We start from the raw sequence: 22,828 nt of genomic DNA on the forward strand, positions 1-22,828 counted from the left end.
TGTGGCAATCACTTCGACGCTAAACATGTTTCTTGTGTCTCGTCCGACAAATGTGGCTCTAGCCGATCGATCGTGCCGCAAGCCTTTCCGGCTCCCGCTGCAGGATGGCAATCGCTCCTTCGGCCGAGACTGGCCTGGAAATCAAGAACCCCTGGGCTTCCGAAGCGCCGAGCGCCCGGACGAACTCCATCTGCCCTTCGGTCTCAATGCCCTCGATGGTCGTCGAGACCTGAAACGTGTTTCCGAGCTTCAGGATGATATCGACGATTTCGGCATCCCGCTGATTACCGAGCATCGCCTGAGTGAAGGAACGATCAACCTTGAGCTGGTCAAGCGGAAAACGCCTGAGATTGTTGATCGACGAAAATCCGATGCCGAAATCATCGAGTGCTATCCGCACACCATGTGCGCGAAGCTCCGTCAGACTGCCGCTGATAATCGCCGCATCGACATAGAAGATCGATTCAGTCACCTCGATGGTCAGCCGGCCGGGAGCAAGTCCGGCTTCCGCAAGGCAGGCTTTCACATACGGAACAAAAGCACGGTCCTTGAACTGATCGCCCGCGACATTGACCGCGACGCCGGTTGGAGCCGGCCACCGCGCCGCCTCCAGGCAAGCGGTTCTGAGCACCCAGTTGCCGATCGGCAGGATCAGGCCGGTTTTTTCGGCGGCAGCAATGAAATGATCGGGCGGAATGATGCCTTTGTCGGGATGGCGCCAGCGAATCAGTGCTTCGAAGGAGCGGATCGCCCGGCTTTCGATGCCGACGATCGGCTGGTATTCGAGATAGAATTCGCCGGCGGCCAATGCACGGGAAAGATCATACTCGATCTCGCCCTTGCGCGTTGCCTCCTCGGCCATTTCCGGCGCGTAGACCACGTGGCTGTTGCCGGCAATCTCCTTGGCCTTGTAGAGCGCCAGATCGGCGCGCTTGAGAACCGCAGAAATCGACTGATCGTCCGGCTCTATATAGGCAACACCAATGCTACCGCCCGTCCAGAATTGCGCGGAAGACAGCTGAAAAGGCTCAACGAACAGGCCCTTGATCGTCATGCAGATATCGTCAAGCTTGCCTTCGGACGGAGAGCCGGCAACGACGATGACGAACTCGTCTCCCCCCAGCCGATAGACCGCAGCGATGCCCGACATCGCCTGGATCAGCCGCCTGCCGAGCGCAACAAGCAACGCATCACCGGCATCATGGCCCATGGAATCGTTGACGAATTTGAAGCGGTCTAGGTCGAGCATCAACAGAGCGGTGCGGCCTGCAGGCATAGATCCGGTAACGAGCAATTCGCGAAGATCGCGCTCCAGCGCGACACGGTTGGCGATGCCGGTCAGTTGATCGGTATGGACGACCCGCGACAGGTTTTCTTCGGTCTTGCGGCGCAACTCGAGTTCTTCCAGAAGGCGGCTTTGCGCACGTCCCCGCTGATAAAAGAACAGCCCGCAGACAAACGGCATGACGATCAATGAAGCAACTGAGATCGCTAGCATTCCACTGCCCCATACCCCGTGAACATCTGCGATTATTACGTCATAAAAAATGCAAACTGCCGGAAACAATGCCCCGATCACCGCGCCCAATGCAGCATACCGCTGCTCGGGCTTCGGTAGAAAAGCCTTTAACATCATGTTAGCGCCCCGAAAAACTCACCGTATGTAACATATACAAACTTAATCAATTCTTATGGGTAAAAACTAGTAGAAAACGTCGTCATCAAAGTGTAGCGGACTCGTCTTAAAAGCTCCTCCAACGTCAACGGATGGCAGGCTGACATGACCGATCTCGCACCCGATGCAGGCTACGGCAAACGGAACCGCAAGCTGAAAACCGCGCTGATCCAGCATAAGGCGTTGAGTTTGGAGGGGCTGTCGGAGCGCCTTTTCGGGCTGCTGTTTTCGGGTCTCGTCTATCCACAGATATGGGAGGATCCGGCCGTCGATATGGCTGCAATGCAGTTGCGGCCCGAGCATCACGTCGTCACCATTGCTTCCGGCGGCTGCAATATGCTGGCCTACCTGTCTGCGGCACCCGAGCGCATCGACGTCGTTGACCTCAACCGCCATCACGTGGCACTGAACAGGCTAAAACTCGCAGCCTTCCGTCACCTGCCCGGTCATGCCGATATCGTCCGTTTCCTGGCCCGCCATGATCATGCCAGCAACGTTCAGGCCTATGATCTGTTCATCGCGCCAAAGCTCGACAGCGAAACGCGGCAATACTGGAACAGCCGCAGCTTGACCGGCCAACGTCGAGTCAAGGTTTTCGGCAAGAACATCTACCGTACCGGCCTGCTCGGCCGCTTCATCGGCCTTGGCCACCTGCTGGCACGTCTGCACGGGGTCGATCCGAGCGAACTGGCCAATGCCCGCTCGATGCGCGAGCAGCGCCAGTTCTTCGACGAGCGCCTTGCCCCCCTGTTCGACCGCCCCCTGATCCGCTGGATCACCAGCCGCAAGAGCTCGCTGTTCGGCCTCGGCATTCCCCCGCAACAGTTCGACGAATTGGCAAGCCTCAGCGCGGAAAAATCACTGGCCGGCGTTTTGCGCCACCGGCTGGAAAAGCTCTGCTGCCATTTCCCGCTGAAGGAAAACTACTTTGCCTGGCAGGCTTTTGCCCGCCGTTATCCGATGCCGCATGAGGGCGATCTGCCGGACTATCTGGAGGCCAGCCGCCACGAGAACATCCGCAACAATGCCGAACGTGTGCATGTGCATCACGCCAGCTTTACCGAGCTTCTGGCCAAGAAGGCTGCCGGTTCCGTCGATCGCTACGTCCTGCTCGATGCACAGGACTGGATGAACGACCGCCAGCTCAACGACCTGTGGAGCGAAATCACCCGCACCTCGGCGGAAGGTGCCATGGTGATCTTCCGCACCGCCGCCGAAGCCAGCATTCTGGAGGGCCGCGTCTCCGAAAACGTGCTCGGCCAGTGGCACTATGATCGTGAGCAGTCGCAGGCGCTCAATCTGAAAGACCGCTCGGCCATCTATGGCGGTTTCCACATCTACAGGAAAACGGCATGACAGCGATCGGCACCGATGCGGGAAGCAGCCATGCCGACCGCATGGACCGGATGTATCGCACCCAGCGGCACATCTATGATCTGACCCGCAAATACTATCTGTTCGGCCGCGACACCCTGATCGGCGAGCTGAATGTTCCAGCTGGCGGCAGCGTGCTTGAAGTCGGCTGCGGCACCGGCCGCAATCTGGCGCTGATCGGCCAGCGTTTCCCGCACGCGCGGCTGTTCGGGCTCGATATTTCAGCGGAAATGCTGGTCTCCGCCGAGGCGAAACTTGGCAAACCAGGCCGGGCCCGCACAATCCTGCGCGTCGCTGATGCGACCGATTTTCAGTCGTCCGAATTCGGTGAAACCGGTTTCGACCGGATCGTCATTTCCTACGCCCTGTCGATGATCCCGGATTGGGAGAAGGCAATCGGTGCGGCAATCGCCGCACTCAATCCAGGTGGCTCGTTGCACATTGCCGATTTCGGCCAGCAGGAACGCCTGCCTCGCCTGTTCCGGCGTGGATTGCAGGCATGGCTCAAGCGGTTCCATGTCACGCCACGCAAGACGATGGAGGTCGTGCTCAGGTCCAATGCCGAGACGTTCGGCGACACCCTCGAATTCCACCCGATCGGACGCGGCTACGCCTGGCTGTTCACCTACCGGCGCGCGGCTCACTAGGCCGGCGCAAGCTCCACGACATCATCAAGTTTTACTGTAGAACCACGGGCAAATGCGTGCCGTTGGCGTTTCGCTACGCCGCTTTCGCAATTGCCGCTTGAAACTAACGCAATTTTTACGATGATATGGTGAAAATGAGGTTCATGCCTCCTGGGGGATTCACATCAGCGGATATCATCGTGTGAGGCAGCAACGTCGATCGTTTCAGAACGGAAACCTCATGCGCCGGCTATTCCTGGCTCTTCTGCCTATTGTCTCGCTGCTTTCCGCCTGCACATCGACAGATTACGATCTCGTCTCCACCGCATCGATCCCGCCGAAATTCCAGGACAAGGATCCGCAGGATTTTGGCGCGCGCACGCCGCAGAAACACAACATCCACGGCATCGACGTGTCGAAATGGCAGGGTGACATCGACTGGGCCAAGGTCAAGAACTCCGGCGTTTCCTTCGCCTTCATCAAAGCGACGGAAGGCAAGGACCGGGTCGACGCCAAGTTCGGCGAATACTGGCAGCAGGCCCGCGCCACCGGCCTGCCCTATGCTCCATACCACTTCTACTATTTCTGCTCGACGGCCGACGAGCAGGCCGACTGGTTCATCTCCAATGTGCCGAAGAGCGCGGTCTATCTGCCGCCGGTTCTCGACGTCGAATGGAACGGTGAATCCAAAACCTGCAAGTATCGGCCATCACCACTGACCGTCCAGACCGAAATGAAGCGCTTCATGGACCGGCTGGAAGCCTATTACGGCAAGCGCCCGATCATCTACACATCGGTCGATTTCCACCGCGACAATCTCGTCGGCCAGTTCAAGGACTATCATTTCTGGGTCCGCTCGGTCGCAGCACATCCGACGGAAATCTACACCGAGCGCCGTTGGGCCTTCTGGCAATATACCAGCACCGGCGTCATCCCCGGCATCCAGGGCAATGCCGACATCAACGTTTTCGCGGGTTCCCAGAAGAACTGGAAGAGCTGGGTCGCAGCCGTTTCCAAACCCCGCGAACCGGCGCAAAACTGAGACAGATACGCCGGTCTTTCTTCTTTCCGCCCCATTGCCGTGCGACAGCCGCTGCCATATTTTCAGCGAAACAAAAGCAGCCGTTTTGGCGCTGCTTTCGGCCGGTTTTGGCCTGACAACAAGGACTTGCGATGACACGCAGCACACTGCGCTCCGTTCTTTCGATCGGTTTCCTCACCCTCCTGGCCTCGTCTGCGCTGGCGCAGCAGGCCGCAAAGCCTGCAACCCCGGCAGTCGCCTGCGGCGGCGATCTCGCCACCTTCCTGCAGGGCGTCAAGGCGGAGGCGATTGCCAAGGGTATTCCGGCCGACGTGGTCGATCGTGCGCTGGCCGGTTCCGTCATTTCGGAAAAAGTGCTGAGCCGCGACCGCGCCCAGGGCGTGTTCAAGCAAAGCTTTACCGAATTCTCGCAGCGCACCGTCAGCAAGGCGCGGCTGGATATCGGCGCCAAGAAAATGAAGGAATATGCCGCAATCTTCGAACGGGCCGAAAAGGAATTCGGCGTTCCGGCTCCGGTGATCACCGCATTCTGGGCAATGGAAACCGATTTTGGCGCAGTCCAGGGCGATTTCAACACCCGCAACGCTCTGGTGACGCTGTCGCATGATTGCCGCCGCCCGGAAATGTTCCGCCCGCAGTTGATCTCGGCCATCGAGATGGTTCAGCACGGCGACCTCGATCCGGAAACAACAACTGGCGCTTGGGCCGGTGAAATCGGCCAGGTCCAGATGCTGCCGGAAGACATCATCGCACAGGGCATGGATGGCGATGGCGACGGTCACGTCAACCTCAAGCAGAGCTCGCCGGATGCGATCCTGACGGCGGCGAAATTCATCAAGAGCCTCGGCTTTGTCGCCGGTCAGCCGTGGATCCAGGAAGTCAACCTGCCGGAAAACCTGCCCTGGGAGAAGACCGGGTTGCAGACAGGCATGACCGCGGGTGACTGGTTCAAGCTCGGCGTCAAGCCGCGCGACGGCAACACTGCATTCCCGCAGCTTGCCTCATCACTGGTCATCCCGCAGGGACGCCACGGCGTCGCCTTCCTGACCTATCCGAACTTCAACGTCTATCTCGAATGGAACCAGTCGTTCATCTACACGACCTCGGCTGCCTATTTCGCCACCCGGCTGGCAGGCGCTCCGACCTATGACAACCATACACCGGAGCCGGGATTGACCGACGAAGGCATGAAGGCGCTGCAGACGAAGCTGCAGGCCAAGGGCCATGACGTCGGCAAGATCGACGGCATCCTCGGATCCGGCACCCGTGCAGCCCTTCAGAAGGAGCAGCTGCGCCTTGGTATCCCTGCCGATGGCTGGGCAACGCCGGACGTTCTCAACGCTCTGTAAGATCGTCTTCAGGCTTGTTTTCCAATTTTGCCCGCCGCCGGTGGTGGCGGGCAAGGCGCAAGGCGCGGTAACGCAGTTTCAACGACCAGCGGGCACCGGCAAGCGCCGCTCCCCGTTTCGACACCTCGCTCAGTTCGCGTGCATAGGCGACCGCAAAGGCCTCGCGGTAGGTCAGCAGATGTCCGGAAGCAATATTTTCCAACCGGTGCATCAAGCTGACCCAGAGCGGCGAAACCAGCAGCGACACCGCCGTGACGGCAATCGCAACCTTATAGGTATCGAACTGCAGCACGCCCGCACCGAGCCCTGCCGCGGCAAGCACGAACGAAAACTCGCCGATCTGTGCCATAGATAGCCCCGCCACCAGGGCGATCTGCGGCGATGAGCCGGTCTTGCGCAGCAGGAAAATGTTCAGCACGGTCTTCGCCGCAATGACGATCAGCGCAGCACTGAGCACCGACCAGAAATTTTCGCCGATGAAAGTGAGGTCGATCAGCAACCCGATCGACAGGAAGAAAACCACGAGCAGCACGCTCTGGATCGGCTCGATCACCGGAATGACGCGGCTGCGCAGTGTCGAATTGCCGATTACAATGCCGGAGAGAAACGCCCCATAGGCCGGCGACATGCCGGCAAGGCCAGAAATGGCGGCAGCGCCGAAGCAGACGGCAAGCGCTCCAAGCGCCAGAATCTCCACCTTGTCCTCGACAGCTTCGCTATAGGGAACCTTCAACTTGCCGTGGCGGCCGAACCACCAGAGCAGGGCCGCGAGAATGCCGATGGCGATGACTATCTTGATCGCGATAATGCCGACGTGCAATTCCTCGCCACCAAGGCTGGAGACCAGGATCAGCATCGGGACAACGGCGATATCCTGTGCGATCAGCACGCCGACGGCGATCCGCCCGGTCTCGCTGCGCAACTCGCCCATGTCTTCGAGCATCTTCATGGCAACGACAGTGGAAGACATCGCAATGACGAAGCCGAGGATCAGCCCTTCGGCCATGGTTGCGCCGGTAATCAGCGCGATCAGACCTGCCGCAGCAATCGCCGCGATCACCTGCCCGCCTGCCACGCTCAAGGCCTGGCGCAGGCTGAGCACGAACGCCTTGATCGACAATTCCATGCCGATGAAGAACAGAAGGACGACGACGCCCATTTCGGCAAGCAGTGTGACATTGGCATTGTTGGAGATGAAGCCGAAACCGGTTGGCCCCAGAGCTACGCCCGCCAGTATGAAGCCAACCAGTGGCGGTTGACGCAAGCGCAGGAAGCCGAGCCCGAGAATGGCTGCGACCGCCACGACGATGGCGATGGAGATCAGCCCCTGGCCCTCATGCGCGGTGGCAGCGATCGATTGTGTCGTCAAAGGCTCCAGCAGATCGTCCTTCATATCTCTGACGTCGATCAAGAATCGGGTGGATAGATCCTATCTTACGCCTTAGAGCCTCGTAGGATAAGTAAGCTCTAACGCTCGCTATATTTCGAGCGAAGCAGGGGAAGGTCAAGTCACATGGATGCGAAAACTGGCGGGCTGCAAAACCGCATGACGATTGCCACCTGGGGGCTTTTGGCTCTGCTCGGGCTGATCTGGGGCGGCTCGTTCTTCTTCGCACGCATCGCCATCCAGCATGTGCCGGCGTTTACCCTTGTTCTGTTACGCGTGGCGCTGGCGGCCCTTGCGCTGCATATCTACATTTTCGGCCGTTACGACATCTACCGCGAACTGAAGGCCCGCTGGCCGCAATTCCTGCTGCTCGGCCTGATCAACAACGCCATTCCGCACACGTTCATCTTCCTTGGCCAGACACAGATCGGCGCCGGGCTTGCGGCCATCCTCAACGCCACCACGCCGGTCTGGACGGTGCTGATCGCCAATGCGCTGACGCAGGACGAGAAGCTGAGCCTTGCCAAGATCACCGGCTGCCTGCTCGGCCTGGCCGGCACAGCCGTCCTGATCGGCCCGAGTGCCCTGCCGGGCTTGACACAGGCTGACAGCAACATTCCACTCTGGGCCCTGCTCTTTCCGGTGGTAGCGGCGATCAGCTATGGTTTTGCGGCGACCTATGGCAAGCGCTTCCGGGGCCTGGCAGCGCCGGTCACGGCGGCCGGGCAGCTCACCGCATCGACGCTGATCATGCTGCCGCTCTCTCTGGTGGTCGATCAGCCGTGGCAGCTGGCCTTTCCGCCAATGACCTCAGTGCTGGCGATCTTGGCCTTGGCTCTTCTGTCGACTGCCTACGGCTACATCCTGTTCTTCCGCATCATGAGCCGGGCCGGTGCCACCAACACGTCGCTGGTCACCCTTCTGGTGCCGCCAAGCGCCATATTCCTCGGCGTCCTGTTTCTCGGGGAAACGCTGGAAAAAACCGACATTGCCGGCATGCTGCTGATCGCCGCCGGCCTCGTGGTGCTCGATGGCCGCCTCCTGCCTGGCAGCCGCACCTGACGCCAGCGATGGAATCAAACCCATGCTTTGGTGGGCTGGGGATGTGTCCAATTGGTCACTCACAGCGCATTTCAGCGTGTCACATTAACCAAAGTAAAGACATTGTGAAAAAATTGTGGCAGCGGAAAAAACAACGATCAATCATGGGCTTACCCCTGTGAATAAGCTCTTCCGAGGCACGGTATACCGCAACGCAGCATAACTTTTCCTTTCATGCGTGACATTTTCCCCCTATCTTTCGGAGGTCAACGCAAGGAGGGCCGGTTATGGGAATGACACATTCGTTGAATGTCCTCATGATAAGTGCAGCGTTCGTATTTATCGGAAGCATGCTTTTCATCTGAAAGCATTAGCCACATAGTCCAATCGATAAAGCAGGACTTAAGGCCGCAATCCATTGCAGCACGACTCAGCTAGGCAAGGCGCTCTGAAAAGGACCGCAAACCTGAAGCTGCCAAAGATAAAAAAGCCCTTGAAACCATCCGGTCTCAAGGGCTTTGTCTATTTCAACAGCGCAATGTTTGCCGGTCTCAGGCAGCGGCACCCGCTGATCGGGAGTGAACCGCAGCCGGCACTACCCGCTCAAACCCGACGAGATCGCACACCGCCGCCACCAGCGGCGAACGGTTCATCGTGTAGAGATGGAAATCACGAAGGCCACGCCGCGCCAGATCGACAATCTGCTCTGCGGCGATATGGGTGGCTTCCTTGAAACGTTCTTCCGGGCTTTCGTCGAGATGCACAAGCCGGGTGACGATAGCCTCGGGAACCTTAGCACCACAGAGTGCGGCAAACTTGGTAATCCCCGCCAGATTGTTGATCGGCATAATACCGGGGACAACAGGAATAGTGATGCCCGCCCGCCGGACGCGCTCAAGATAGCGCTCGAAATCATTGTTATCGAAGAAGAACTGGGTGAGCGCCCGCGTCGCGCCATTATCGACCTTGCGCTTCAGCATATCGATATCGGCATCGACATCCGGGCTTTCCGGATGTTTTTCCGGATAGGCGGAGACCGAAATGTCGAAATCGCCCTTCGCCCGAATTGCCGCCACCAGCGCCGCAGCATTCTCGTAACCGCCCGGAAACGGCTCGTAGCGCGCGCCAACACTGCCCTGGGGGTCACCACGCAAAACCACGAAATGACGCACGCCCTTGCCGATGAACTCGTCAACGATCGCATCGACTTCGGCCTTCGTCGCGCCGACACAGGTCAGGTGAGCCGCGGTATTGGCGAAACCCTCATCATGGATCATCCGCTGTACGGCGGTCAACGAGCGCGCCTTGGTGGAGCCGCCAGCGCCATAGGTCATCGTGACGAAAGCCGGATCGAAGGCAGATAGCTCCGTGACCGTCTGGAACAGATGGGCTTCCATATCGTCGTTCTTCGGCGGGAAATACTCGAAGGAAAGCCGCAGGTTTCCGCGTTCCGCCGGGTAAAGGGTGTGTATCGGCATGTCATGTCCTCCCGGCATAGGCGAGAGCGCGCTTGCCCTCGGGTGTATCGATTGCAACGGCCTGCCGGTTGTCGCGGGCAAGCCAGATGGTCACCGTCAGCTGCCGGTCCCGATCTATCTCCGGCGTCAGGTCCACCGTCTCCTCGACGCTCAACCCGGCCTTTTCCAGCCAATCGGCCATCGTCTGGCGCGAGAAACCGAGGCGCATATGCGCATGCTCGTCACGCAGATATTCCAGCGTGTGCGGGGCAAGATCGATGATCGCCAATCGTCCGCCGGGCACAAGCATGCGGGCAGCCTCGGCAATCGCCGCCTGCGGCTGCGGCAGGAAGTGCAGGACCTGGTGGATGGTGACGAGATCGAACTGACGGCCGTCCAGCGGCAGGTTGAAGATATCGCCATGGCGGATCGAAGCCTTGGTGATCCCGGCGCGATCAAGGTTGGCGCGGGCCACGGCCAGCATGTCACGGCTGGCATCGACACCGACACCACGGCGATACAGGCCTTCGAGAAGCTGAAGGATCCGGCCGGTACCGGTTCCAAGATCAAGCAGGCCATCGACAGGCTCCGTGCCGACAACCTTTTTCAAGGCCGCCTCGACATCCGCCTCGCTGACATGCAGGCGGCGCAATTCGTCCCATTCCGAGGCATTGCGGCTGAAATAGTCCTGCGCCTTTTCAGACCGCGCCTGTTTCAGCGCTGCCAACCGCTCGCCGTCGCGCGTCAGTACGGCGTCGGCAATATCGGAGGCCGACAGCAGGTCGCGCACCAGCGCAACGCCAGCCCCCTCGCCCCTCAGGCGGAAATAGGCCCAGGCGCCTTCCTGATAGCGGTCGATCAGGGCAACTTCCGACAGCAGCTTCAGATGGCGGGAAATTCGAGGCTGCGATTGACCGAGAATTTCGGTAAGATCGGTGACGGTCAGGTCGCCGGCAGCCAGAAGCGCCAGAAGACGCATGCGCGTCGGCTCGCCCGCTGCCTTCAGCACGTCGACCAACTCGTCCAGTCCCAGCCCGTGTTCTCGCGCCATCACCTACCCCATCAACACATAAAGATATGTTTATGTGATTTTCGGACTTTTCGCAAGTTGAAATGTCGTATTGGCCACAGACATCGAGACATGAAAAAGGCGGCCCTTGCGGACCGCCTGATCTGTTTTAATCCGGCAAAGCAACGGGATGCCGCGCTGCTGGTACACAGGCGCGAACGCCCGCCCCTGACTAGCGCGTCAGGCGCTTGTAGCTGACGCGGCTCGGGTTGACCGATTCCGGGCCAAGGCGGCGGATCTTGTCCTTCTCGTAGTCCTCGAAGTTGCCTTCGAACCACTCCACGTGGCTGTCGCCTTCGAAGGCCAGGATATGCGTGGCCAGCCGGTCGAGGAACATGCGATCGTGGCTAATGATCACAGCGCAGCCGGCAAAGTTTTCCAGCGCGATTTCAAGCGCGGCCAGTGTTTCCGTATCCAGATCGTTGGTCGGTTCGTCGAGCAGCAGCACATTGCCGCCGGCCTTCAGCATCTTGGCAAGGTGAACGCGGTTGCGCTGACCGCCGGAGAGATTGCCGACCTTCTGCTGCTGGTCGGTGCCCTTGAAGTTGAAGGCGCCGCAATAGGCGCGCGAGTTCATCTCCAGCTTGCCGAGCTTGATGACTTCGGCACCGCCGGAAATTTCTTCCCAGACGGTCTTTGCGCCATCGAGTGCATCGCGGCTCTGGTCGACATAACCGAGCTTGACGGAATCGCCGACACGGAATGTGCCGCTATCCGGCTTTTCCTGGCCGGTGATCATCCGGAACAGCGTCGTCTTGCCGGCGCCGTTCGGACCGATGACACCAACGATGCCGCCGGGCGGCAGCTTGATCGACAGGTCGTCGATCAACACGCGGTCGCCGTAACCCTTGGTAATGTTCTCGGCTTCGATAACCACCTGACCGAGGCGCTCGCCGATCGGAATGATGATCTGCGCATCGCCAAGACGCATCTTGTCGGCTGCATCGACCAGTTCGTCATAGGCCTTGATACGGGCCTTCGACTTCGACTGGCGGGCTTTCGGGCTGGAAGCAATCCATTCCTGTTCGCGGCTGATCGCCTTCTGACGGGAAGCGTCTTCACGGTTTTCCTGCTGCATGCGCTTGGCCTTGGCCAGCAGGTATGCGGAATAGTTGCCTTCGTAGGGAATGCTGCGGCCACGGTCGAGCTCGAGGATCCAGCCTGTGACATTGTCGAGAAAGTAGCGATCGTGGGTGATCATCATGACGGCACCGGCATACATGCGCAGATGATTTTCCAGCCAGCCGATGGTTTCGGCGTCAAGATGGTTGGTCGGTTCGTCGAGCAGCAAAAGGTCCGGCTTGGAGAGCAGCAGCTTGCACAGAGCCAGACGGCGGCGCTCACCACCCGAAAGGCTGGTCACATCCGCATCGCCGGGCGGGCAGCGCAGTGCTTCCATCGCCATTTCGACCTGGCTTTCGAGATCCCACAGGTTCTGGCCGTCGATGATGTCCTGAAGCTTGGAGCCTTCTTCCGCCGTCTCGTCGGAATAGTTCATCATCAGTTCGTTGTAACGCTCGAGGATGGCGGTCTTGTCGGCCACGCCCTCCATGACGTTTTCCATCGCCGTCTTGTTCGGATCGAGCTGCGGCTCCTGCGCCAGGTAGCCGACGGTCGCACCCTGGGCGACCCAGGCTTCGCCGGTATATTCCGTGTCGAGGCCGGCCATGATGCGCAGCACGGTCGACTTACCGGCACCGTTCGGGCCGAGGATACCGATCTTGGCGTCCGGATAGAACGACAGATTGACATTCTCCAGCACCTTCTTGGTGCCGTAGGACTTGTTCAGCCCTGACATATGATAAATGAATTGACGTGCCATAGAGAGAACTGCTCCGACGGAATGGGATTTTGCCCGCTATGTAGGCGAATTATCCCGGCGGAGCAATGAAGAAACCGGTTTTAGCAACGCCATTCACGGAATGCCGGCTGCATCGACGGTGCCTTTTGCACATTTGAAATCGGTATCCCCGGCGGCAAGGATCAGACTTGAAAGGCCGGCATGGGCCGAAACATCGCCCGACAGTCCGATCGTCAACCCGGTGATGACGCTGCGCGCACCGACTTTCTGGCAGCGCATCCTGACCCGATCTCCCGCCCCCTTGCCGAAACTGTCGTCAAACGCCCGCTTGACCTCGCTCTCCGTCACATCCTGTCCGATCCGGCCGGCAAACAGGCTGCGCACGGCCGAGGCGTTGATGTCCTCGAGAAGACGAAGCTGCACGGAAAAATAGTCCTGTGCTGTGCCGCCATGGCATGTGCCGCTGCGCAACCATTGATGCCGGTCGAGCCCGGACTGCGTTCCCGGCATGGCCACCTTCAGCTTGGCCGCAGTCTCCTGCGTCATCGCCAGTTGCGGCAACTCCAGCCAATCGCCCTTCTGGGCTCGAGCCTTGATATCCGCCGCGACGCCGCAATAGCTCTTCTTGACCGGCCAGAGGCCATGCAGTGAAAAATGGGTGGCGTCATAGCGCTCGGCGGTTTGGCCGGCGCATTCCGTGCGGGTTGGCCGGGTTTCGCAAAATCCCGGCTGCCAGCTGATGGCGAGAATGTATTCGGTCTTGCCCTTGGCGGATGAAACTTGCTCTTCGGCGATTGCCGAAGAGGCAAACATCACAGCAAGCGCAAAAACGCTCAGGCGATAGAAAAGCGGTCGAAAACTGGTCCTCACATTTCCCTGCATGCCGGCCTCCCAAACGAGAACAAAACAAGATCATTTAGCGATTAAAACAAGAAAAATGCAACCTGGAATCCATACATCATCGATTCTTTTCTGACCTGATACCAAACAAGCACCAAGCGCCGGTTGCCTTCGGCTGTTAAATCAAGTTGATAGCGGTTAAGTGCAGGAACTTCGCCTGGGAGGATCTAAGGGGTGTTCGCCAAGGTCGAAACGTTGCAAAGCCCGAGCGGAGCCGCCCTTGCCTGGCGTCACTGGCCAGCCAGCGGCCTGCACAAGGGCGTGCTGATCATCTGCCACGGACTGGCCGAACATTCCGCCCGTTATGCCCGCTTCGCCAAACTCATGGCCACGCACGGTTTCAACGTCTACGCGCACGATCATCGCGGCCACGGCGCAACCAGGGCTGCCGATGCGCCGCTCGGCCGCTATGCGCAATCTGAAGGGGCAGCCAAGGTCATTGACGACGTCAGGGCAATGCGCGCGATGGCTGCCAGCCGTCATCCCGGCCTGCCCGTCATCCTGTTCGGTCATTCCATGGGCGGCTTGATCGCGCTGAATGCGGCGGAAGAAGATCCGGGCCTTTACGATGGACTGGCCGTGTGGAATTCGAATTTCAATCCGGGCCTGGCCGGACGCGCCGCCCAAGCCATCCTTGCCATCGAGAAAATGCTGAAAGGCTCCGATGTGCCGAGCGGACTGCTGTCGAAGCTGACATTCGCCGCCTGGGCCAAGTCGATCCCCGACCGCGAAACCGACTATGACTGGCTGTCGCACGACACGGTGGAAGTGGCACAATATATCGACGACCCGCTCTGCGGTTTCGATGCCAGCGTTTCGATGTGGATCGACCTGTTCACGCTGACCTTCGACGGCGCAAAGCCAGAGCGGCTGAGACGCCTGCCGCAAGGCCTGCCGATCCACCTTGTCGGCGGCGGCCAGGATCCAGCCACCAATGGCGGCCGGGAAATCTCCTGGCTGGCTGGGCGTATGCAGAAGGTGGGGCTGAAGGGCGTGACGACAGTGGTTTATCCGACCATGCGCCACGAAACCTTGAACGAAATTGAGCGCGACAGTGCCATGCAGGATTTTGCCGCATGGTGCCTCTCCGTCGTGGAGCAGCGGAAATGAGCAAAGACCTGGCATGACCGGCATTTCCGCGAACCCGGCGACACGCAGCAATGATGTTTCCTTCGGCCTCACCCTGATGGTCATCGCGGTGCTGATCTCGCCGCTGATCGATATCTTTGCAAAACTCGCGATCACCACCATTCCATCGGCTGAAATCACCGCCGTGCGCTTCGTGCTGCAGATGATCTTCATCCTGCCGATCGTCATCGTCCGCGGCACACTGTTCGATCTGACCTGGAAGAAGACCGGATTGCACATGCTGCGCGGCGGCCTGCTGGTCGTGACCATGCTGTCGTTCATCACCACGCTGAAGGCGATGGAAGTCGCCGATGCCATCGCCATCTTCTTCGTCGAGCCGATCATCCTGACCATCCTCGGCAGCATTTTCCTCAAGGAAACCATCGGCTGGCGGCGCTATACCGCCTGCGGCGTCGGCTTTTTCGGAGCTCTGCTGGTCATCCAGCCGAGCATGCAGGAAGTCGGCTGGATCGCACTTCTGCCTGTTGTCTCGGCGTTTGGACTGGCGATTTTCCTTCTGGTCACCCGTCTGGTGGCGCAGAACGAGGATCCATGGTCGATGCAGTTTCACGCCGGCGTCTGGGGTGCGGTGTTTTGCGGTATCCTGCTTTACATCGGCAACGGGACGGGTTCTGAGATCTTCGATCCGGTCGTGCCGGACATGACCGCCGGGCTTTATCTGCTTGGCGTCGGCGTCACCGCAACCATATCCGGGGTGCTTGGCGTCTATGCTTATCGCGCCGCGCCCGCCTCGGTGCTGGCGCCACTGCAATATCTGGAAATCGTCTCGGCGACGATCTTCGGCTGGCTGGTATTCGGCCATCTGCCGGACGCATTGAAATGGCTGGGCATCGCCATCATCATCGGGTCCGGCCTCTACATCATCTGGCGCGAGCGCCGGGTCAACAAAACAGCAGGTGTTGCGCCGGTATCACCGGCCATCTGACAAACGTGATTGACGTGCTTTGGGAGGAGCAAACATGAAGACAGGCGGAGAATTGATCGTGGAGGCGCTGAAGGCAAACGGTGTCAAGCGGGTGTCCTGCGTACCGGGCGAAAGCTATCTCGCTGTGCTCGATGCGCTCTACGATACAGATATCGAGGTACTGGTCTGCCGCCAGGAAGGGGGCGCCGCGATGATGGCGGACGCCTGGGGCCGTCTGACCGGCGAACCCGGCATCTGCATGGTCACACGCGGTCCAGGCGCCATGAATGCGTCTGCCGGCCTGCATATCGCCCGACAGGATTCGATCCCGATGATCCTGTTCATCGGCCAGGTCCAGCGCGATGCCCGCGAGCGCGAAGCCTTTCAGGAAATCGAATATCGCCGCGCGTTCACCGAAATCGCCAAATGGGTTGGCGAAATCGATGATCCCGCCCGCATCCCGGAGTTCGTTACCCGCGCCTTTGCGGTCGCCACATCCGGCCGTCCCGGTCCGGTGGTTCTGACCGTGCCGGAGGACATGCTGACGCAGAAGACGGAAGCTGTCCCGGCAAAGCCCTATCAACCGGTGGAAAGCCATCCCGGCCAGGGCCAGATGCAGGCGCTGGAAGCGCTGCTTTCTAAAGCCGAACGGCCGATCGCCATTCTCGGCGGTACGCGCTGGAGCGAAGAGGCCGTCCGGCAGTTCCAGTCTTTCGCCGAGCGCTTCGATCTACCGGTCGGCTGCTCCTTCCGCCGCCAGATGCTGTTTGATCACCTGCATCCGAACTATGCCGGAGATGTCGGCATCGGTATCAACCCCGCGCTGTCCAAGGACATCCGCGAAGCCGATCTGGTACTGTTGATCGGTGGCCGATTCTCCGAGATGCCGTCCTCGGGTTACACCCTGCTGGAGGTGCCCTACCCGCAGCAGACGCTGGTGCATGTCTACCCCGACCCCGGAGAACTCGGCCGTGTCTACCGCCCGGATCTGGCAATCGCCGCATCGCCCGCTGATTTCGCAGCCGCGCTCGACACCCTGAAACCAGGACAACCGCTTCATCAGTCCGAACGTACGGCGAGAATGCACCAGTCCTATCTCACCTGGTCTACTCCGCCGGAAACCGGTCCCGGCGATGTGCAGATGGGGCCGATCATGCGCTATATCGAGGCGAATACGGCAAAGGATACGATCTTTGCCAATGGCGCCGGCAATTACGCCACCTGGGTGCATCGCTTCCACCGCTTCCAGCAGTTCAACACGCAGGCGGCGCCGACATCCGGCTCGATGGGCTACGGCCTGCCGGCTGCCGTTGCCGCCAAACAGCTGTTTCCGGAACGCGAAGTGATCTGCTTTGCCGGTGACGGCTGCTTCATGATGCACGGCCAGGAATTCGCCACCGCCGTGCGCTACAATCTGCCGATCATAACCTTGGTGATCAACAACGGCATCTACGGCACGATCCGCATGCATCAGGAACGGGAATATCCGGGCCGGGTCAGCGGCACCGATCTGACAAATCCGGACTTTTCAGCCTTTGCCCGCGCCTATGGCGGCCATGGAGAACTCGTCGAAAAGACGGAGGATTTTGCCAGTGCCTTCGAGCGCGCCCGCCAAAGCGGCAAGCCGTCGATCATCGAGATCAGGCTCGATCCGGAAGCGATCACGCCGACGCGCACGCTGAGCCAGATCCGGCACGGCTAGGCTTCATCAGCAAACGACGGCGCGCGATCGCAAGACAGCGCGCCGTCCAAAAGTATCAGCCTCGAATGTGCTGGGTCTGCTGATAGACATTGGTCGAGCGGGCGCCGGAGCGGCAATAGCCGAGCATCGGGCGTTCGAACGTATCCAGCGCATCGACCATTTCACGCACTGAATCGGCCGTCACGCCCATCGGACCGACGGGGATATGGGTGATGTCGAGGCCAAGCTCCTTGGCGCGGGCAGCGATCGTTTCGAACTGCGGCTGATCCGGCTGCTCGAAATCCGGGCGATGGCAGACGATGGACTTGAACCCCAGCGCCTTGATCGCATCGAGGTCCTCGACGGAAATCTGTCCGGTGACCGAATATTCATCGTTGATCTGGCGAATGTCCATGGCTGTGCCTTCCTCAAAATAATGCCCGGACTGATGTAAGACCGGCCGCGTAGCGCGTCAATTGGAAAGGCGGATCAGCGGATCTGGAAGGCCAGCGCGTATTCGATCGTCCCGCCGGGCTCAAGCATCGGCATTTCGCCAGCGGCGGCAAGCTCGGCCCGCTTGGCAAGCCGATGGGACACAGGCTCGATACCGATGACATTGGCCGCGCCGATCTGGCAACGCCACACCTGCAGGAATGGCAATGTGTGCGTGGAGAACCGGACGGCCAGAGAGCGGCCGGCCAGTGCCTCGAAAGGTCCAAGCGTCACCTGTGCCCAGCCGTCTTCGGCACCGGGTACCGCCGGCAGGCAGAAAAGCCCGCGGTCCCCCTCGCCGAACCGCCAAGGCCGCTTTTCATCGCCGAACATCGTTCCGCAGATCTGCGTTTCAGCGCCAGCAAGCCAGCCGCCGATATTCATGTGATACATCAGCATCGGTGCGAACGGCCTGTCTCCAGTATTGGTGACACAATCGAGCAGCATGACCTCAGCCGTATCGGCATTGACAGACCATTGCCGGGAGATACTTGCCGTTCCGCCGTTTGCGAGCACAACGTCGGTTTGCGCGGTGCAGCCCGGCGGTTCGCCCGGCGCCGACATCCGGGTCTGGCCGACCGGCGTGCCGCAGAGTGAGCCGTGCAGCGGAAACGTTTGCCCGTCATCGCTTCCTTCGATCGGTTCCGGGTGGCGGATATGATCGGGACCGCAGGTGAAGAAAAACCCCTGCAGGGCATGATCGATGCGCGTATCGCCGTCCGACGGGATTGCCGTGCCCGGCGACAGATCGACGCCATCAACGACGAACGCACCGATATCCAGTGCAGACTGCCGGTCGAGAAGAATCTGGAAATCGTTTTCCCAGTCGCCACCGGAGATTTGGATCGACATTGCAAGTTCTCCCGTGTGCTCTATCTGGCGGAATCGGCAACAGCCAAAACTAGCGCAAAGCAAGGGGTTCCACACCTGATTGAAACGGCAACCCACCGAATTTGAAGGATTTTAGGAAAGTGTTCATAATGAATTCAGTTTATTCATATTACCGTCCCATTTGATTTGTACGCCCCGAGTTCAACTGCCAGATAACAGGTTTCACCGTGACGTTCGTTTCCAGAACCCGCTTTGCCCTTTTTTCCGCCGTCGGCGTGCTCGCTCTTGCCACTGCCGCCGAGGCGCAAGACAGCTTTGGCCGCCTGCCGCCCAATTCGGTGCTGGTGACGCCACAAGGTGACATCCTCGACTATATGCCCGAATCCGGCGACGTGCGGATGATGCGTGATAACCGTGGCCGCACCGTTCTGGTCGATAGCTGGGGCAATGTCGTTGCGACCGTGATGGGATCAGGCCGCCAGCGCAATGAGGTGCGCCGCCGCGAGCGCAACAGCGACGTCTATACCAATCCTGACTATGGTTATTCCGATCCTGCCTTCACCGACCAGGGCTATTCCCGGCCCGGCGATGTCACAGGCTCGATCCCGGACTATCGTGATTCGGCGCCGGGCAATGTCGATCGTCAGGAATTGCCAACAAGCCTGCCGATGCAGGACGAAAACGACATGGCCGCCCTGCCGCCGGAGGACAACGCGCCTGCCCGCCAGACGCTGCCATCGGTTGCCCGGATCACCAAGAAATCCAGCGCCGAAATTACCGCACTGCAGGTTTTCCTCGATCGGGAAGGTTTTTCTCCAGGCGTGATCGACGGCAAGACCGGCTCCAACGTGACCAAGGCGATCGAGGCCTGGCAACAGGCAACCGGCGAAACGCTGGATCCGAACAATACCGACGACATTCTGGAGCGGCTACGCTTCACCGGCGGCCTGCCGATCACCACCTACACGATCACGGCAGCCGATGCCGCCGGTCCCTACGTTGCCTCCATTCCGGAAGACTATGCCCACAAGGCCGTCCTGCCGCACCTCTCCTTCACATCGACGTCGGAAATGCTGGGCGAGAAGTTCCACATGGACGAAGCCTATCTGCGCGAATTGAATCCCGGCATCGACTTCACTATCCCCGGCACCATAATCAAGGTGATCAATCCGGGGGAAGCCAAGACAGCCAAGGTCACCCGCATCGTCGCCGACAAATACCGCAAGCAGGTCTTTGCCTATGATGAGACGGGCAAACTGATTGCCGCCTACCCGGCAACCATCGGCTCGTCCGACACCCCATCTCCATCCGGAACCGTGCAGGTCGACCGCATCGCCCTGAACCCCGGCTACACCTACAACCCGAAGATCAACTTCAAGCAGGGTGAAAACGACAAGGTCCTGACCTTGCAGCCAGGTCCGAACGGTCCGGTCGGCACTGTCTGGATCGCACTGTCGAAGCCGACCTATGGCATTCACGGCACACCGGAGCCGTCCAAGATCGGCAAGACCCAGAGCCATGGCTGCGTCCGCCTGACCAATTGGGACGCGACGGAACTGGCCAAGATGGTCAGTGTCGGCACGACTGTGGAATTCCTCGACTAAAGACGTGTATTTGCGAAAACCTCCCCTATTTGGGGGGTGACGGGCCGCTTGCATGGGTAAAGATGGTTGCGTCAAGGTTACGATCAACTGCATCCTTGACGCGCATACCCCGTCGCCGCACCGGCTTGCCGGTACGGACGCGATATGATTGGGCACAGTTTCGCGGAGGCGGAGATCGGGGGTCGTGGCGTTGAGCTTGGTAGCGCCGCGACCTCACCCACCTGATGCCCTACTGATGCACCAAGGCCGATATCCCAAGGTCTCATGACCTCATCAGATATTGTCATTAAAAGACATTGCCGCGATGCTTTATCTGTCGGAGAACTGAAACACCAATTCCGACAGACAAGGAATGCCGTGATGGCCGCCGAACGTACTCTTCCGAACCTCTGGCATGCCACGGCACCGCCGGCTCCGCACACAGGACCGCTTGCAACCGATATCACGGTCGATGTCGCGGTGATCGGCGGCGGCTTTACCGGGTTGTCGGCGGCTCTGCATCTCGCCGAAAAAGGCGTCAGCGTTGCCATTGCCGAGGCGAAGATGATCGGCTTTGGCGGCTCCGGCCGCAATGTCGGTCTCGTCAATGCCGGCATGTGGACCAAGCCCGAGGATCTGATTGCAACACTCGGAACGCAGGTGGGTACGCGGCTTCTGACCGAACTCGGCGATGGCCCGTCGCTGGTCTATCAACTCGTCGAAAAACATGACATCGCCTGCGAAGTCGTGCGCAACGGCACGCTGCATCTGGCCGTCGGCGCTGAGGGGCTGAAGGACATCCGCGACCGTGAACGCCAGTGGAAGACCTTTGGCGCACCCGTGGAGGTCGTCGATGCGGACCGTGCCCAAACGCTAACCGGCGCGCCCGGTTTTTCCGGTGCCCTGCTCGACCGCCGGGCCGGAACAATCCAGCCGCTGGCCTATGCCCGGGGCCTTGCCCGTGCTGCCCTTGCTGCCGGAGCGCAAATCTATACCGAAACGCCGCTGCGCTCCGCGCAACGCAAGGGTGACCTCTGGACGCTGACCGTCGGAGGCGGCACCATCACCGCCAAGTCCGTCATCGTCGCCACCAACGCCTATGGCGACTTGCTCGCTCAAACGCCCTGGACGTCCTATACGCAGGAACTGACGATCCTGCCCTACTTCCAGTTCGCCACCAATCCGCTTTCCGACAATATAGCCCGCACCATCCTGCCTGAACGCCAGGGCTGCTGGGACACCGGGCTGGTGATGACCTCGTTCCGGATGGACCAGCAGAACCGCCTGATCTTCGGCAGCGTCGGCCGTCTGGATGCCCTGGCTGAAGGCACCCATCGCGCCTTCGCCGAGCGTTCGCTGCGCAAGCTGTTTCCGGCGCTCGGCAACTTCCGCTTCGAATACTGGTGGGACGGCCGCATCGGTATGACCACCAACAACCTCCCGCAGATGCACGTGATGGCCCCGAACGTCTTTTCCGTCAGCGGTTACAACGGCCGAGGCATCGCGCCCGGCACCGTCTTTGGCCGCGCTCTTGCAAACCATGTGACGGGAGAGCCGAACGCGCTTCCGCTTGCCGAAACGCCCGTCACGCCCGATCCATTGCGCAGCGTCAAATCGGCTTTCTACCATGCAGGCGCACAGGCCAAACATTTCATCGACCGCCGATTTTAAACCTCTACAAACGCAAAACGCCGCGTGAAAGCACGCGGCGTTTGAAACATCTGATGGCCGCAAATCTTAAGCGGCGCGGCGCATGCTGCGGGTCAGCCGGAGCGGAACGAGCCTGCGCACTTCGTCACCGAAGGCGCGGGCGTTCAGACAGGCCTTGTCGAGATTGCTGACCCGGGCCGGGTCCATCGTCTGCAGCGTGCCGCCACAGTCGAAAATATCACGGAAGGCCGCACGCTCTATGATCGGCGTATCGAGCACCGGCACCGAACGCTCGGACAACAGTTGCTTGACCACCTGCAACGCCCGTGTCGTTACCAGCGAATTGACGCGCGTCAGAACGACGGAGTGATTGATGCGGATACCGGCCTTTTCTTCGAGGTAACCGAGCAATTCCAGCACCTGGGCGCCGCCCTTGGCATCCATGGCACAGCCCTGGATCGGGATCATTACGTGATCAGAAAGCCCGATGGCGGTTGCCATCAGCGTGTTGCGGGCGCCAGCGAGATCGATGATGAAATAGTCCGTCTTTGCCCGGTTGTCGTTGATATGTGTCTGGATCGACGCCATCGTCACATAGGAAATCACCTCGATATTCGGAACCCTCCCCGAAATATCGTGCCAATGGGAAATCCAGTGCTGCGGGTCGGCATCGAGAATGGTGATACGGGCGCCGGTGCGCGCCAGTTCGGTCGCCAGGATCAGCGCGGCAGTCGTCTTGCCGGCGCCGCCCTTGGTGTTTGCGAATGTAATGACTGGCATGTCCGTTCCTGTCTGAAAAGTCAGAGCCCCTGCATGG

At 59.9% G+C, this 22,828-nt stretch carries 19 protein-coding genes; 10 read left to right on the top strand and 9 right to left on the bottom strand.

Translation table 11 applies throughout. From position 1 onward, the window contains the following. Window positions 1-58: 58 nt before the first annotated feature. Window positions 59-1,498, bottom strand: a complete 1,440-nt coding sequence (locus tag ACQY8Q_RS25660; RefSeq protein WP_428429313.1) for a putative bifunctional diguanylate cyclase/phosphodiesterase — start codon at window positions 1,496-1,498, stop codon at window positions 59-61. A 282-nt stretch (window positions 1,499-1,780) separates the two neighbouring features. Between ACQY8Q_RS25660 and ACQY8Q_RS25665 the strand changes: the two genes are divergently transcribed. The 4 genes from ACQY8Q_RS25665 (at window position 1,781) to ACQY8Q_RS25680 (ending at window position 6,066) form a co-directional block, all read left to right on the top strand. Continuing rightward, window positions 1,781-3,031: a DUF3419 family protein gene (locus ACQY8Q_RS25665; RefSeq protein ID WP_428429315.1), complete on the top strand. Its 1,251-nt coding sequence runs from the start codon at window positions 1,781-1,783 to the stop codon at window positions 3,029-3,031. Beyond that, window positions 3,028-3,696 (top strand): class I SAM-dependent methyltransferase, encoded by a 669-nt coding sequence (locus tag ACQY8Q_RS25670; RefSeq protein ID WP_428429317.1) that lies wholly within the window; start codon window positions 3,028-3,030, stop codon window positions 3,694-3,696. Before ACQY8Q_RS25665 ends, ACQY8Q_RS25670 begins: the two co-directional genes overlap by 4 nt. Before the next feature lie 220 nt (window positions 3,697-3,916). Beyond that, complete coding sequence (locus tag ACQY8Q_RS25675) at window positions 3,917-4,717, top strand: glycoside hydrolase family 25 protein (RefSeq protein WP_428429319.1); 801 nt, start codon at window positions 3,917-3,919, stop codon at window positions 4,715-4,717. A 131-nt stretch (window positions 4,718-4,848) separates the two neighbouring features. Beyond that, window positions 4,849-6,066 carry a lytic murein transglycosylase gene (locus ACQY8Q_RS25680; RefSeq protein WP_428429321.1) on the top strand — a complete coding sequence of 406 codons (1,218 nt, stop codon included), beginning with the start codon at window positions 4,849-4,851 and terminating at the stop codon, window positions 6,064-6,066. On the opposite strand, the gene ACQY8Q_RS25685 is transcribed toward ACQY8Q_RS25680, so the two are convergent. Further along, window positions 6,053-7,477, bottom strand: a complete 1,425-nt coding sequence (locus ACQY8Q_RS25685) for a cation:proton antiporter (protein WP_428429323.1) — start codon at window positions 7,475-7,477, stop codon at window positions 6,053-6,055. The genes ACQY8Q_RS25680 and ACQY8Q_RS25685 overlap by 14 nt on opposite strands. A 102-nt stretch (window positions 7,478-7,579) precedes the next feature. Here ACQY8Q_RS25685 and ACQY8Q_RS25690 point away from each other — a divergent pair, with 102 nt between their 5' ends. Further along, a complete protein-coding gene (locus tag ACQY8Q_RS25690) occupies window positions 7,580-8,515 on the top strand; it encodes a DMT family transporter (RefSeq protein ID WP_428429324.1) in 936 nt (311 codons plus the stop codon). Window positions 8,516-9,045: 530 nt separating this feature from the next. Here ACQY8Q_RS25690 and metF read toward each other — a convergent pair. From metF to ACQY8Q_RS25710, 4 genes are all read right to left on the bottom strand, one after another. Beyond that, window positions 9,046-9,972 (bottom strand): methylenetetrahydrofolate reductase [NAD(P)H], encoded by a 927-nt coding sequence (metF, locus tag ACQY8Q_RS25695; RefSeq protein WP_428429326.1) that lies wholly within the window; start codon window positions 9,970-9,972, stop codon window positions 9,046-9,048. 1 nt (window position 9,973) lies between these two features. Beyond that, entirely contained in the window at window positions 9,974-11,002 is a 1,029-nt protein-coding gene (locus ACQY8Q_RS25700; protein WP_428429327.1) for an ArsR/SmtB family transcription factor, read from the bottom strand. Between the two features lie 190 nt (window positions 11,003-11,192). Continuing rightward, window positions 11,193-12,842: an energy-dependent translational throttle protein EttA gene (gene ettA / locus ACQY8Q_RS25705; protein ID WP_428429329.1), complete on the bottom strand. Its 1,650-nt coding sequence runs from the start codon at window positions 12,840-12,842 to the stop codon at window positions 11,193-11,195. Window positions 12,843-12,935: 93 nt separating this feature from the next. Further along, entirely contained in the window at window positions 12,936-13,703 is a 768-nt protein-coding gene (locus ACQY8Q_RS25710) for a ribonuclease T2 (RefSeq protein ID WP_428429331.1), read from the bottom strand. 192 nt (window positions 13,704-13,895) lie between these two features. Here ACQY8Q_RS25710 and ACQY8Q_RS25715 point away from each other — a divergent pair, with 192 nt between their 5' ends. From ACQY8Q_RS25715 to ACQY8Q_RS25725, 3 genes are read left to right on the top strand one after another with little or no spacing between them, the layout of a single operon-like run. Then, the gene (locus ACQY8Q_RS25715) at window positions 13,896-14,831 is read left to right on the top strand and encodes an alpha/beta fold hydrolase (RefSeq protein WP_428429333.1); all 936 of its coding nucleotides are present in this window, start codon (window positions 13,896-13,898) and stop codon (window positions 14,829-14,831) included. Between the two features lie 13 nt (window positions 14,832-14,844). Continuing rightward, window positions 14,845-15,795, top strand: a complete 951-nt coding sequence (locus tag ACQY8Q_RS25720) for a DMT family transporter (RefSeq protein ID WP_428429335.1) — start codon at window positions 14,845-14,847, stop codon at window positions 15,793-15,795. A gap of 34 nt (window positions 15,796-15,829) precedes the next feature. Further along, window positions 15,830-17,476 (top strand): thiamine pyrophosphate-binding protein, encoded by a 1,647-nt coding sequence (locus tag ACQY8Q_RS25725; RefSeq protein ID WP_428429336.1) that lies wholly within the window; start codon window positions 15,830-15,832, stop codon window positions 17,474-17,476. Between the two features lie 55 nt (window positions 17,477-17,531). Here ACQY8Q_RS25725 and ACQY8Q_RS25730 read toward each other — a convergent pair whose 3' ends face one another. Next, a complete protein-coding gene (locus ACQY8Q_RS25730) occupies window positions 17,532-17,870 on the bottom strand; it encodes a TIGR01244 family sulfur transferase (protein WP_428429337.1) in 339 nt (112 codons plus the stop codon). Window positions 17,871-17,944: 74 nt separating this feature from the next. Beyond that, window positions 17,945-18,799, bottom strand: coding sequence for a DUF4432 family protein (locus ACQY8Q_RS25735; RefSeq protein WP_428429339.1), 855 nt, complete (start codon window positions 18,797-18,799; stop codon window positions 17,945-17,947). A 206-nt stretch (window positions 18,800-19,005) separates the two neighbouring features. On the opposite strand from ACQY8Q_RS25735, the gene ACQY8Q_RS25740 reads away from it, so the two are divergent. Both ACQY8Q_RS25740 and ACQY8Q_RS25745 read left to right on the top strand, forming a co-directional pair. After that, entirely contained in the window at window positions 19,006-20,382 is a 1,377-nt protein-coding gene (locus ACQY8Q_RS25740; protein WP_428429340.1) for a L,D-transpeptidase family protein, read from the top strand. A 360-nt stretch (window positions 20,383-20,742) separates the two neighbouring features. Then, window positions 20,743-22,032 (top strand): NAD(P)/FAD-dependent oxidoreductase, encoded by a 1,290-nt coding sequence (locus tag ACQY8Q_RS25745; protein ID WP_428429341.1) that lies wholly within the window; start codon window positions 20,743-20,745, stop codon window positions 22,030-22,032. A gap of 66 nt (window positions 22,033-22,098) precedes the next feature. Here ACQY8Q_RS25745 and ACQY8Q_RS25750 read toward each other — a convergent pair whose 3' ends face one another. After that, window positions 22,099-22,791 (bottom strand): AAA family ATPase, encoded by a 693-nt coding sequence (locus tag ACQY8Q_RS25750; RefSeq protein WP_428429342.1) that lies wholly within the window; start codon window positions 22,789-22,791, stop codon window positions 22,099-22,101. Between the last annotated feature and the right edge of the window lie 37 nt (window positions 22,792-22,828).

The sequence above is a fragment of the Pararhizobium sp. genome (assembly GCF_965279435.1).
GTDB lineage: Bacteria > Pseudomonadota > Alphaproteobacteria > Rhizobiales > Rhizobiaceae > Pararhizobium.